This window comes from Mycobacterium sp. (genome assembly GCF_046091765.1).
In the GTDB taxonomy this organism is placed as follows: domain Bacteria; phylum Actinomycetota; class Actinomycetes; order Mycobacteriales; family Mycobacteriaceae; genus Mycobacterium.
Map to the genome: position 1 here is coordinate 17,675 of NZ_JBJTCF010000013.1, position 13,328 is coordinate 31,002.

At 69.0% G+C, this 13,328-nt stretch carries 11 protein-coding genes; 9 read left to right on the forward strand and 2 right to left on the reverse strand.

Annotated elements, in window-relative coordinates; all coding sequences use genetic code 11:
• Nucleotides 1-3: 3 nt before the first annotated feature.
• Complete coding sequence (locus ACKOB8_RS01340; RefSeq protein ID WP_526374851.1) at nt 4-480, forward strand: hypothetical protein; 477 nt, start codon at nt 4-6, stop codon at nt 478-480.
• A gap of 40 nt (nt 481-520) precedes the next feature.
• Entirely contained in the window at nt 521-940 is a 420-nt protein-coding gene (locus ACKOB8_RS01345; protein WP_526374853.1) for an Rv2576c family protein, read from the forward strand.
• 4 nt (nt 941-944) lie between these two features.
• Here the strand turns inward: ACKOB8_RS01345 and ypfJ are convergent, their stop codons facing one another.
• The gene (gene ypfJ, locus ACKOB8_RS01350) at nt 945-1,820 is read right to left on the reverse strand and encodes a KPN_02809 family neutral zinc metallopeptidase (RefSeq protein WP_526374855.1); all 876 of its coding nucleotides are present in this window, start codon (nt 1,818-1,820) and stop codon (nt 945-947) included.
• A 127-nt stretch (nt 1,821-1,947) separates the two neighbouring features.
• Here ypfJ and aspS point away from each other — a divergent pair, with 127 nt between their 5' ends.
• Nucleotides 1,948-3,732 carry an aspartate--tRNA ligase gene (gene aspS / locus ACKOB8_RS01355; protein ID WP_526374857.1) on the forward strand — a complete coding sequence of 595 codons (1,785 nt, stop codon included), beginning with the start codon at nt 1,948-1,950 and terminating at the stop codon, nt 3,730-3,732.
• Between the two features lie 97 nt (nt 3,733-3,829).
• On the opposite strand, the gene ACKOB8_RS01360 is transcribed toward aspS, so the two are convergent.
• Complete coding sequence (locus tag ACKOB8_RS01360) at nt 3,830-4,807, reverse strand: amidohydrolase family protein (RefSeq protein WP_526374859.1); 978 nt, start codon at nt 4,805-4,807, stop codon at nt 3,830-3,832.
• Nucleotides 4,808-5,056: 249 nt separating this feature from the next.
• Here ACKOB8_RS01360 and ACKOB8_RS01365 point away from each other — a divergent pair, with 249 nt between their 5' ends.
• From ACKOB8_RS01365 to ACKOB8_RS01390, 6 genes are all read left to right on the forward strand, one after another.
• Nucleotides 5,057-6,400, forward strand: a complete 1,344-nt coding sequence (locus ACKOB8_RS01365; RefSeq protein ID WP_526374861.1) for a hypothetical protein — start codon at nt 5,057-5,059, stop codon at nt 6,398-6,400.
• Between the two features lie 177 nt (nt 6,401-6,577).
• A complete protein-coding gene (locus ACKOB8_RS01370) occupies nt 6,578-7,006 on the forward strand; it encodes an MmpS family transport accessory protein (protein ID WP_526374927.1) in 429 nt (142 codons plus the stop codon).
• Nucleotides 7,003-9,915, forward strand: a complete 2,913-nt coding sequence (locus tag ACKOB8_RS01375) for an MMPL/RND family transporter (protein WP_526374863.1) — start codon at nt 7,003-7,005, stop codon at nt 9,913-9,915. The genes ACKOB8_RS01370 and ACKOB8_RS01375 overlap by 4 nt, the downstream gene beginning before the upstream one ends.
• Nucleotides 9,916-9,952: 37 nt before the next feature.
• Nucleotides 9,953-11,284, forward strand: coding sequence for a replication-associated recombination protein A (locus tag ACKOB8_RS01380; RefSeq protein ID WP_526374865.1), 1,332 nt, complete (start codon nt 9,953-9,955; stop codon nt 11,282-11,284).
• A gap of 50 nt (nt 11,285-11,334) precedes the next feature.
• Complete coding sequence (locus tag ACKOB8_RS01385; protein ID WP_526374867.1) at nt 11,335-12,846, forward strand: HNH endonuclease signature motif containing protein; 1,512 nt, start codon at nt 11,335-11,337, stop codon at nt 12,844-12,846.
• Nucleotides 12,847-12,881: 35 nt separating this feature from the next.
• A complete protein-coding gene (locus tag ACKOB8_RS01390; protein ID WP_526374869.1) occupies nt 12,882-13,286 on the forward strand; it encodes a secondary thiamine-phosphate synthase enzyme YjbQ in 405 nt (134 codons plus the stop codon).
• The last annotated feature ends 42 nt before the right edge of the window (nt 13,287-13,328 follow it).

Consider the following 13,328-nt stretch of genomic DNA (forward strand, 5'->3'; position numbering starts at 1 on the left):
GACATGCCCGAACTGGTGGATTTTCTGCGTACCCGCGGTGTGCGGTGCTTTCGCAGCTACCGGGACGACGAGTACTTCTTCGTGGTCGACTGCGTCTACAGCGGAACCCCGGCCGCGTCGCCCGGACGGTTGTTCGTCAACCTGTCGGTGGCCTCAGACGGCGTGATCCAGGTCACCGCGACCCCCGACCGTTTCTACCCGGCGCAGGCCCGCACGCGGCTCGCGAAACTGGCCGCCGCCTGGGACCCGGCCACCGGCGGTGTGGATGTCCAGACGGCGGTCCACGAGTCGTCCGACCCGACCCGGGTCGGCGCGACGCTGGTGACCCGCGGGCACCCGGCCGACCTGACCGCGGCCGCGGAGTTCATCGATCGCACCCTGGCCTGGGCGATCGAACTCTTCGGGAACCTCGATGCCGTCGCAACCGGGCCACCCGGGCCAACCGGGCGCGAACCCGGTCGCCTCGCCGACGCCGGCTGAGCCCGGTAACAGAGCTCACGCCCCGACCGATACAGACGATATGCAGCTCAAACCGGGTTCAACGCTGATGGCGTCGGCCGCCGTTCTGGCCTGCGTGGCCGCGCCGACGGCCCTGACGGCGCCCTCGTCCGCCGATCCCGGCGCCGGCCAACAGGTCACCTACACCGTGACCACCACCAGCGATCTGATCGCCAACATCTACTACGTCAGCGCCGACCCGCCCAGCCAGTCCGCCGCCAACGACCCGCAGTACATGCCGCTGGCCCGCGTTCCCATCGGACCCGGCGCGCCGTGGACCTTCCAGACCACCCTGACCGATCCCACCCAGTGGGCGTTCGTCAGCGCGAGCGGGGGCCTGCGGGTCAACCCCGAGTTCCGCTGCGAGATCGCCGTCGACGGCCAGGTCGTGACGTCTGCCCAGGGCGGCAGCGGCGTGCAGTGCGCGCTGCGGCCCTGGTAGCCGCTCAGCCGAGGTCGCGCGCGCTGAAGGTGTCGCACTGATTGGGGTCACCGCTCTGGTAGCCCACGGTGAACCACCTCTGGCGCTGCTCGGATGACCCGTGGGTCCAGCTTTCCGGGTTCACCCGTCCGGTGGCCTGCTTCTGGATGCGGTCATCGCCGACCGACGCGGCGGCCGACAGCGCGTCGGCGATGTCGGCATCGGTCAGCGGCTTGAGGTAGGTGACGTCGGTTCCCGGTTGCTTGGTGATCGCCGCGTAGTGCGCCCACACCCCCGCGTAGCAGTCGGCCTGCAGCTCCGATCGCACACCACCGCCGGTGGCGCCCTGCGCACCCTGGCGGGCGCGGCTGAGGTCGCCGGTCAGATTCTGGACGTGGTGGCCGTACTCGTGGGCCACCACGTACTCCTCGGCCAGCGGACCGCCGCTGGACCCGAACTGGGTGCGCAGCACCTTGAAGAAGCTGGTGTCGAAGTAGGCGGTCTTGTCGGCCGGGCAGTAGAACGGGCCGATGCTGCTGTCCGCCGGCCCGCACCCGGTGTTGATCTGGCCGCTGAACAGCTTCATCTGGGGCCGGCTGTAGCCGCGCAGCAGTTGCTGCCAGACCGCGTCCACCGAGTTTCCGGTCGCCACCACGCGGCACTCGACGTAGGCGTTGGCGTCGGCTCCCGTCTTGCACTTGGAGAGGTCGTAGTTCGACTGGCCGCCCTGGCTCGTACCGATCTGTTGCTGACTGATCACCTGGCCCGGGTCGACCCCCAGGAACAACGCCAGCAGCATGATGACGAGCCCCCCGACGCCGCCCCCGATCGCGATGCCGCGCCCGCCACCACCGGTCGAGGTCATGCTGGTGTCGATCCGCATACCTTCGTTGAAGGTCATCGGTACTCCTTGCGCTCGCCGGTGAACGGCCATCACCAGCTTGCCACACTGCGGTTTGCGGGTGGCGGTCGTGGAGAGCGCGGGCGCGCTCCCTAGACTTCTCCCGGTTGGTCGGTCCCCCCAAGGAGTGTCATTGCTGCGCAGCAACGCCGCCGGTTCGTTGCGGGCCTCCGACGCCGGCCGGACGGTGACCCTGGCCGGCTGGGTGGCCCGTCGGCGTGATCACGGCGGGGTGATCTTCATCGACCTGCGGGATTCCTCGGGAGTCGCTCAGGTGGTCTTCCGTGAGCCCGCGGTGCTCGCCGCCGCGCACCGGTTGCGCGCCGAGTTCTGCGTCGCCGTCGAGGGTGTCGTGGAGATCCGTCCCGAGGGCAACGCCAATTCCGAGCTCCCCACCGGCGACGTCGAGGTGAACGCCACCGCGCTGACCGTGCTCGGCGAGTGCGCGCCGCTGCCGTTCCAACTCGACGAGCCCGCCGGGGAGGAGGCCCGCCTCAAACACCGCTACCTCGACCTGCGCCGGGACGGCGGGCCCGGGGATGCGCTGCGGCTGCGCTCGCGGGCCAACGCCGCCGCGCGCGCTGTGCTGGCGGCCCGCGATTTTGTCGAGATCGAGACCCCGACGCTGACCCGTTCCACCCCGGAGGGCGCGCGCGACTTCCTGGTCCCGGCCCGGCTGCAACCCGGATCGTTCTACGCGCTGCCGCAAAGTCCGCAGCTGTTCAAACAACTGCTCATGGTGGCCGGCATGGAGCGCTACTACCAGATCGCGCGGTGCTACCGCGACGAGGACTTCCGCGCCGACCGGCAGCCCGAGTTCACCCAACTCGACGTGGAGATGAGCTTCGTGGGCGCCGAGGACGTCATCGGCGTCGCCGAGGAGATCCTCGCCGCGCTGTGGGCGCTGATCGGCTACCAGCTGCCCCGCCCCGTCCCGCGGATGAGCTACGCGGAGGCGATGCGCCGATTCGGCTCGGACAAGCCCGATCTGCGCTTCGGCCTGGAACTGGTGGAATGCACCGACTACTTCGCCGGGACGCCGTTCCGGGTCTTCCAGGCGCCCTACGTCGGAGCGGTGGTGATGCCCGGCGGCGGCGGGCAGCCCCGGCGCACCCTGGACGGCTGGCAGGAATGGGCCAAGCAGCGCGGCCACAAGGGTCTGGCCTACGTGCTCGTCGGCGAGGACGGCACCCTCGGCGGGCCGGTCGCCAAGAATCTCTCCGACGCCGAACGCGACGGGCTGGCTGCACACGTCGGCGCCGCACCGGGCGACTGCGTGTTCTTCTCGGCCGGTGGGGCCAAATCGTCGCGGGCGCTGCTGGGTGCCGCACGGGCCGAGATCGCCCGGCGGCTGGACATGATCGACGAGGATGCCTGGGCGTTCGTCTGGATCGTCGATCCGCCGCTGTTCGAACCGGCTCAGGAGGCGGCCGCCGCCGGCGACGTCGCTGTCGGCTCGGGTACCTGGACGGCGGTGCACCATGCCTTCACCGCGCCCAAGCCCGGCCAGGAGGACCTCATCGACGCCGACCCCGGTGCCGTGCTCGCCGATGCCTACGACATCGTGTGCAACGGCCACGAGATCGGCGGGGGATCCATTCGCATCCACCGCCGTGACATCCAGGAACGGGTGTTCGCCGTGATGGGTATCGACGGTGCGGAGGCCGACGAGAAGTTCGGATTCCTGCTGGAGGCCTTCACCTTCGGTGCGCCGCCGCACGGCGGGATCGCCTTCGGCTGGGATCGCATCACCGCGCTGCTGTTCGGCGCTGACTCGATCCGGGAGGTGATCGCCTTCCCCAAATCCGGCGGCGGGGTGGATCCGCTCACTGACGCCCCCGCGCCGATCACCGCGCAGCAGCGCAAGGAGTCCGGGATCGATGCGCGGCCGGCCGGTCCTGGCCGACCGTAGGCTCGGAATAGGGCGTGCCACGAAGTGACGCGGATGTCCAACGACACCCACGGAAGTAACACCAGCCGCTCGTGTGGCGCGCATCCACTGATCGGCCCTATCCGGAGGCGTGTGCGGTAAGGCTGAGAATGCGATCGGCGTTGGCGTGAGCAATCTTTCGCCGATCGCTGTCGGCGATCGGGGCAGTGTCCAGGAAGCGAACTGCCTTCCCGGCGTCGTCGTAGGGATAGTCCGTGGACAGCATGATGTTGTCGATGCCCATGATTGCGATCGCCGCCAGCAGCACGGCGTGGGAGAAGACGCCGGTTGTGGTGATGACGATGTTGCGGCCGAAATACTCCGACGGCGGGTGATCGAGCGGTTCGGGAAGGACGAGGCTTTGCGCGCAGTCGTCGAAGCGGCTGAGTTGGAAGGGCAGGAACTCGCCCATGTGGCCGAGGATTAGCTGGGCATCGGGGTGACGATCGAAGACCTTGCCGAACACCAGTCGCATCGCGTGGCCTCCGGTCGCGGCCTGGAAGGCCCAGGTCGCACCCTGCAGTTCCGGGTGACCGTCCAGGACGTGCCACTGATCGAAGGATGCACTCGGGTGCAGGTACAGCGGTACCCCGAGGTGCTCCAACCTGTCCCACAGCGGCTCGAACACCGGCTCGTCCAGATAGTGACCGAGGGTGTGGTCGTTGACCAGGACGCCGACGAACCCCAATTCACCGATGCAGCGTTCGAGTTCGACCACGGCTGCCGGGACATCCTGGAGCGCAAGGGTGGCAAAGCCTGCGAACCGGTCCGGGTGGCCGCGGATCACGCCGGCCAGGATGTCGTTGGCGCGCCGTGCGTCGCTCACCGCGACCGCGATGTCGGGCTGCATAGATATCCCAGGGGCTGTCAACGACAGGACTTGCACGTCGATGCCGTCGCGGTCCATGTCGGGGAGTCGGTGCTCGGTGAAGTCGGTCAGCCGGGACCGGACCTCGTCCATCGTCGCCCGGGTGAAGGGGCTGGGCCCGTCGGTGTAACAGCCGTTGGTCTCCAGAGCATCGGACCAGAAGTGCTCCTCAATGACGACGCGGCGCATCAGCCGAGCCCTCGGCCGACGCAGGGACGGGCAAAGGGCCGCGCATTCGGGATCATGGCGCTCCGCCTCGTGCGAGCCTGTTCGGTACAGATCGGAATGTACCGACCGGGCAGATGTGCCGCGCGCGAGTCGCCACCTGTCTCGGAGGGTTGTCGGGTGTTTTCATGCCGAATCGTGCCTCGAGGCGACGAACCGGCGCCGGTTTCGGGGCTCGGGGTCATCGACGGGGCTTTGGCTTAGGCTCGATTGATGGACAACACGCTCGCCTATCTCGATCAGGTGTTCTTCCTGAGCCAGCGGGCACTCGGTCACGGGCCGATCGTCCAGATGACCTGGATCTACGACCACGACGTCGACCGCGAGGGCCTGCGGCGCTTTCAGCGCAATCTGGCTCACGGTCACCTGGGCCGCCGCGTGGAGCCCTCGCCGCTGCCGTTCGGACGACACCGGTGGATCGCCTGGCCGGGACCGGCCGATGTCGAGATCGCCGCCAAGCCCCGCCCGCGCGGCGAGATCCCGGCCTGGATCGACGAGCAGGCCGCGATCCCGATCGATTCCGAGCTACGGCCCTGGCGGCTGGCACTGCAGCCGATCGCCGAAGGCGGTGCGGCGGTGACGCTGGTCGTGTCGCACAACATCGCCGACGGCGTCGGACTGCTCAACGCCGTCGCCGCCGCCGTCAACGGCGTGACCACCGATCTCGGCTATCCCGACGCTGTGACCCGCACGAAAACGGCAGCGGTCATCGAGGACGCCCGCGAGGTGCTGCGCACGGTGCCCGACATGGCCAGGGCCGTGGCGACGCTGGCGACGGCGGCCCGGGATCTTCCGAGTTGGGGTTCGCAGGGCCGTCCTGCCCGCCGCGCCACCCGCCGCGGCGCGGGCCGGGCCGCCCTGCGAAGACCCGTGCGCCAGCACTCGGTGACCGTGCATGTCGACGGCGAACTCTGGGACAAGCGCGCCGAGAGTCTCGGCGGCACCAGCACGTCGCTTTTCCTCGGGATCGCAGCCCGGCTCGGCGAGGCGCTGGGCTGGACCGAGGACGACGGCTCGGTGAACCTGGTCATGCCGGTCAGCGACCGTACCGGGGACGACACCCGGGGCAATGCGCTGACCGGGGTGACGCTCCGTGTGCGCCCCGAGCGGGTGACCTCGGACCTGACCGAGGTCCGGGCGGGCGTCAAGCAGGCCCTGTCGGCGCTGAGCGACGAACCCATCTCGATCGGCGGACCGCTGCCGCTGACTCCGCTGATCCCCAAGGTCGTCGCGCGCCAGGTCGAAGTCAAGGCGCTGCAGAACCGGCTCATCAGCTGCTCCAGCCTCGGCGAACTCGATCCGGCCGTCAATCGGCCGGACGGCACCGACGCCGGCTGGTTCGCGCTGCGTGGCACGTGGAACCAGCTGACCTGCCGGGGCACACCCATCCAGCGGGCCGGCGAACTGTTGTTCCCGCTGGAGACCGGCCGGATCGGTGGCACGGTGTTCGTCAGTGTCTGCTACGCCAGCGCCGACCCGGCGTTCTCCCCGGGCTGGCTTCGGGACGCGGTGGAGCGCATTTTGGCCGACTTCGCATTGACCGGGACCGTGGAGTGAACCCGCCAGGCCGCTAGCCCCACCTGTTAGACCTACTATGTTCTGTTAGACCTACTATGTAGTGGTGGTGTGGATGGTCGCGAGGGGTCCGGCGGGGGAGCGGTGGTGACGGTGGACAACTCCGCGGACGCGCCGGCGCGGCCCCAACCGCCGCGCCGCGGCCCGGGGTTCTGGGCGGTGCGGCTGCTCCGGCGGGGTTGGATGGTGCTGCTGATCCTGGTCGTGGTGGTCGTGGCGTCCTTCGCCGTCGACCGCCTGCGCGGCGTGTTCGGCAAGACCGAGACGACCCGGCCCGGCAGCGGGTTGGTCAACGACCCCGAACCGTTCAATCCCAAGGTCGTGGTCTATGAGATCTTCGGCCCCGAAGGCACCGTGGCCACCATCAACTACCTCGACCTCGACGCCGATCCGCAGATCGTCCGGGATGTCACCCTGCCCTGGACGCTGAAGCTGGAGACGACCGCGCCGGCGGCTGCGGCCAACATCGTCGCCCAGGGCGACAGCGACACCATCGGCTGCCGCATCACCGTCGACGGCGAACTCAAGGACGAACGGGTCTCGAACGGAGTCAACGCGCAGACCTTCTGTCTGGTCAAATCCGGATGATCACCCTGTCCCGGCCGCGCCGCATCGATGCCGAAGATCACCCGGCCCGGCAGTCGGTGGCGTTGTGGATCCGGCGCCTGGCGGTGCCCATCATCCTCGGCTGGATTCTGCTGACCGTCGTCACCAATGTCGCCGTGCCCTCGATCGAGGCGGTCGGCAAGGCCCAGGCGGTACCGATGGCCGCCGACGACGCCCCGTCGACCATCGCGATGAAACGCATCGGTGAGGTTTTCGACGAGTTCGACTCGAACACCTCGGTCATGATCGTGCTCGAGGGCACGGAGAAGCTGGGCGACGACGCCCACCGGTACTACGACGAAATCGTCGGCAAGCTCAACGCCGACACCAAGCACGTCGAGCATGTGCAGGACTTCTGGAGTGATCCGCTCACCGCAGCCGGATCCCAGAGCGCTGACGGCAAGGCCGCCTACGTGCAGGTGTACCTGGCCGGCAACATGGGCGAGGGCTTGGCGAATGAATCGGTGGAGGCCGCCCAGAAGATCGTCGCGAGCGTTCCGGCTCCGCCCGGCGTGACGACCTACGTCACCGGTCCCTCGGCGCTGGTCGCCGACACGCACATCGCCGGCGACCGCAGCCTGCACTACATCACGCTGCTGACGTTCGGCGTCATCACCGTGATGCTGTTGTTCGTCTACCGGTCAGTGGTCACCGTGCTGCTGGCATTGGTCATGGTGTTCCTCGGCGTCGCGGTGGCCCGCGGGGTGGTGGCCTTCGCGGGCCACTTCCATCTCATCGGCTTGTCGACGTTCGCCGTCAATCTACTCACCATGGTGGCGATCGCGGCAGGCACCGACTACGTGATCTTCCTGTTCGGCCGCTATCAGGAGGCGAGATCCAAGGGCAGCGACCGGGAGTCCGCCTACTACGAGATGTACCGCGGCACCGCGCACGTGATCCTGGCCTCGGGGCTGACCATCGCCGGGGCCCTGCTCTGCCTGCATTTCGCCCGGCTGCCGACGTTCCAGTCGTTGGGCGTCCCACTGTTCGTCGGCATGCTGGTGGTGGTCGCGGCAGCGCTCACCCTCGGACCGGCCGTGGTCACCGTCGCCAGCGCTCTGAAGGGTCTGGAGCCCAAGCGCGCCATGCGGATCCGTTTCTGGCGCCGCATCGGCACCGCGATAGTGCGCTGGCCGGGACCCATTCTGGTCGCGACGGTGGCTCTTTCCCTGGTGGGCCTGCTCGCGCTTCCCGGTTACCGGACCGACTACAACGACCGCCACTACCTGCCGACCGACATCCCCGCGGCACAGGGCTTCGCGGCGGCTGAACGGCACTTCCCGGCCGCCCGGCTCAGCCCGGAGATGCTCATGCTCGAGAGTGATCACGACATGCGTAACTCGGCGGACTTCCTGGTGATCGAACGGGTCGCGAAGGCGATTTTCGGGCAGCCCGGAGTGGGCCGGGTGCAGAGCATCACCCGCCCGCAGGGGACACCCATCGAGCACAGTTCGATCCCGTTCATGGTCGGTATGCAGGGAACGTTGCAGACCATGAACATGTCCTATCTGCAGGACCGCATGGACGACATGCTCAAGATGGGCGACGACATGCAGGTCAACGTCGACAACATGCGCAAGATGTACGACCTCATGGGTGAGCTCAACGCCACCACGCACTCCATGGTCGGCAAGATGAATGTGACGCTGGCCGATATTCAGGATCTCCGCGACCATATCGCGGATTTCGACGACTTCTTCCGGCCGATCCGCAACTACTTCTACTGGGAGCCGCACTGCTTCGACATCCCGGTCTGCTGGGCGATGCGCTCGGTGTTCGACACGATCGACGGGATCGACGCGACGACCGACACGTTCCAGAGCCTGATGCCTGACCTTGAAATGCTGGATCGGCTGACATCGCAGATGCGCACGATCATGCCGCCCATGATCGCGACCATGGAGTCGATGCGGACGATGCAGTTGACGATGCAGAGCACGCAGTCCGGGATGTACGACCAGATGCAGGAGATGCAGGAAAACCAGAACGCGATGGGCAAGGCGTTCGACGAGGCGAAGAATGACGACTCCTTCTACCTGCCCCCGGAGGTATTCCAGAACGCCGACTTCAAACGCGGCATGGACATGTTCCTGTCCCCGGACGGGAAAGCCGTGCGGTTCATCATCTCCCACGAGGGCGACCCGATGTCCCCGGACGGGCTGAAACTGGTCGAGCCGATCAAGAACGCGGCATTCGAAGCGATCAAGGGGACGCCTCTGGAGGGCTCGAAGATCTACCTGACCGGGGCGGCGACCAGTTTCAAGGATCTGCAGGAAGGCGCGAATTACGACCTGCTGATCGCCGGCATCGCCGCGCTCTGCCTGATTTTCATCATCATGCTGATCATGACCCGCGCGGTGGTGGCGGCGGCGGTGATCGTGGGCACCGTGGTGTTCTCGCTGGGCACGTCCTTCGGCCTGTCGGTTCTCATCTGGCAGGACCTCGTCGGGCTTCCACTGCACTGGATGGTGCTGGCGATGTCGGTGATCATCCTGCTGGCGGTGGGCTCGGACTACAACCTGCTGCTGGTGGCCCGGTTCAAGGAGGAGATCGGCGCGGGCATCAACACCGGGATCATCAGGTCGATGGCCGGCACCGGCTCGGTCGTGACCGCCGCCGGACTGGTCTTCGCGATGACGATGACGGCGATGGCATTCAGCGAACTGAAGATCCTCGCTCAGGTCGGCACGACGATCGGCATGGGGCTGCTGTTCGACACCCTGATCATCCGGGCTTTCATGACGCCCTCGATCGCCGCCCTGCTCGGGCGCTGGTTCTGGTGGCCGCACGTGGTGCGGCCGCGTCCGCCCGCGCAGAACTGGCCGCCGGCGCCGGAGCTCCCGGTCGCCCCGGCTGACGAGCTGCCGCGTCACGCCACGGCACCCGTCTAGCGCCGCCGCAGAGCGCAGGGCGTGGTAAGCCTGAACCGTGCCCGACAGCCTCTTCGACCTGCCCGCCGGGGACGGTCCCGGGGCTGATGCGCCGCCGCCTGCCGGGGCTCCGCTGGCGGTGCGGATGCGCCCGGCCGCACTCGACGACGTCGTCGGGCAGGACCATCTGCTCGGGCCCGGTTCGCCGCTGCGGCGCCTCGTCGAGGGCAGCGGCGCGGCGTCGGTGATTCTCTACGGGCCGCCGGGCACCGGGAAGACCACCCTGGCCTCGCTGATCTCGCACGCCACCGGCCGGCGTTTCGAGGCACTGTCGGCACTGACTGCCGGGGTCAAGGAGGTGCGGGCGGTCGTCGAGAATGCCCGCCGGGCGCTGCTCGACGGCCGGCAGACGGTGCTGTTCATCGACGAGGTGCACCGCTTCTCCAAGACCCAGCAGGATGCCCTGCTGGCGGCCGTCGAGAACCGGGTGGTGCTGCTGGTGGCGGCGACCACGGAGAACCCGTCCTTCTCGGTGGTGGCCCCGCTGCTCTCGCGGTCGCTGATCCTGCAGTTGCGCCCGCTCGGTGCCGATGACATCCGTGCGGTGCTGCGCCGGGCGGTGGCCGATCCGCGCGGGCTGGGTGGCGCGGTCGAGGTCAGCGACGACGCGGTCGAGCTGATGGTCGCCCTTTCGGCGGGGGACGCCCGCCGGGCGCTGACCGCGCTGGAGGTCGCCGCGGAGACCGCGACCGGAGGCGCGCTCACCGTCGAGGCGGTCGAGCAGTCACTGGACCGCGCGGCAGTGCGCTACGACCGCGACGGCGACCAGCACTACGACGTCGTCAGCGCGTTCATCAAGTCGATCCGCGGCTCGGACGTCGACGCCGCCCTGCACTACCTGGCCAGGATGCTGGTGGCCGGTGAGGACCCGAGGTTCGTGGCGCGCCGGCTGATGATCCTGGCCAGCGAGGACATCGGGATGGCTGATCCGACGGCGCTGCCGATCGCCGTCGCGGCGGCCCAGACGGTCGCCCTGATCGGTATGCCCGAGGCCCAACTGACCCTCGCGCACGCCACCGTCCACCTGGCCGCCGCGCCGAAGTCCAACGCCGTGACCGTCGCCCTGGACGCGGCGATGAGCGATATCCGGGCCGGCAAGGCGGGTCTGGTGCCCCCCGACCTGCGTGACGGGCACTACTCGGGGGCTTCGCGCCTGGGCCACGCGCAGGCCTATCGCTATCCGCACGATGATCCCGACGGTGTGGTTCCCCAGCAGTACCCGCCCGACGACCTGGTCGGCGTGGACTACTACCGGCCGACCGGTCGCGGGGCCGAACGGGAGATCGGCGGCCGGCTGGCCAAGCTGCGCGCCATCATCCGGCGCCGCTGATCGTCCCCGCCGATCCCGGTTTGTCGGACCCCCGTGCCACTATCGAATGTATGTTCGATAGTCTCGACCCGCAAGCGCTGGCCCGCGCCGGGGACGCCGCGGTGGTCGACGCCGTCGGGGGCTGGGCGCGCGGGGAGAACGCGGCGGCGGCGCGGCGGCTGGCCGCCATCGGCGAGCTTGTCGCCCGGCGCTGCCCGGTCGGCGTGGATGACCCCGATGTGGTCGACGAACGGGTCCGGTGGGCCTGCGACCGCTGGGACGCCGCCGCCGCGGAGATCGGGGCGGCGCTGGGGATCAGCGCGCGCCGGGCGTCCTCGCAGATGTACCTGGCGCAATCGCTGCGGGAGCGACTGCCCAGGGTGAATGCCCTGTTCCTGGCGGGCCGGATCGGGGCGCGGCTGGTGGCGACGATCTCGTGGCGGACGCACTGCGTGGTGGGCACGGCGGAGATGGCCGCCATCGACGCGGAGATCGCCGACGCCGCGCAGTGCTGGGGTCCGCTGTCGGACCGCAGGGTCGAAACGCTGATCGACGCCGCGGTGGACGCCCACGACCCGCAGGCGCGGACATGGTTTCTGGAAGCCGCCCGGGGGATGGATGTGCAGTTCGGCAAGCCCGACGACGACAGCGGGACCCGTTCGGTGTGGGGGCGGCTGTTCGCGACCCACGCCGAACTGATCGAACGGCGACTCACCGCCATCGCGCGCGCCGTGTGTGACGCCGATCCCCGCCCGATCGGGCAGCGGCGCGCCGAGGCGCTCGGGGCGGTGTTCGCGGGCGCCGAGGGCATCGCCTGCCGCTGCGGTGCGCCGGACTGCCGCAATCCGGCCGGCACAGGGATGAACGGGTCTCCGGAGGGGTCTGAGAAAGGACCCCTGAAGGAGCACGTGGTCATTCACGTCGTGGCCGATCGGGCGGCGGTGGACCACGCCCGTGGCGAGGCGGCGGCCGCCGCGCAGGACCGGCATACGCCGTACAGGCTGGAGCCGCGCGGGCGCGCGGTGATGACCAACGGCGGAGTGATCCCCAATCCGCTTCTCGAGCAACTCATTCGAGACGGAGCGCAGATCGTTCCGCTGATCACGCCGTGCGAGCAGGCCGAGGCCCGGTATCGGCCGTCGACAGCGCTGCAACGCTTCGTCCGCTGCCGCGACCTGACCTGTCGGTTTCCGGGCTGTGATGCCCCGGCGGAGGTGTGCGACATCGATCACGCCATCCCCTACCCGCTCGGCCCCACCCACCCGTCCAACCTCCGGTGTCTGTGCCGAAAGCATCACCTGCTCCGGACGTTCTGGGTCGGCGAGGGTGGTTGGCGTGATCGGCAGCTGCCCGACGGCACCATCATCTGGACTTCTCCGACCGGGCACTCCTACATCACCCACCCGGGTGCCCGGATCTACTTCCCGGGCTGGGATACCAGCACCGGTGCGCTTGCGGACATCGACAGCGCCGCATGCACGCCAGGCTGGCGCGTGTCGCGGGTGCCCCGGCGGCATCGCACCCGCGAAGCCGGCCGTGCCCAGCGGATCAGGAACCGACGTGCCTACCGCGACACGAGCTGAGAGCAGCTCAGCCGGGCGCTCCTAAGCTGGAGCGCGTGGATTCTGAGGTACTCGACGTCGACACCACGCGACGCCGGACCGTCGATCTGACCGATCAGCTCCGGGCCTTCTGCGCGGGCCGGGGAAGCGGGTTGTGCAACGTCTTCGTGCCGCACGCCACCGCGGGTCTTGCCATCATCGAGACCGGGGCGGGCTCCGACGCCGACCTGGTCGATGCCCTGGAGCGGTTGCTGCCGCGCGACGACCGCTACCGGCATGCGCACGGCTCGCCCGGGCACGGCGCCGACCACGTGCTGCCCGGCATCGTCGCACCGTCGGTGACCGTCCCCGTCGCCGACGGCCGCCCGCTGCTGGGCACCTGGCAGAGCGTCGTGCTGGTCGACCTCAACCGGGATAACCCGCGACGCACGGTTCGGCTGAGCTTCCTGGCCGCCCGGTAGGGTGGTGCGGTCGCCGAGCAGCGGCCCGACACGACGCGAGGA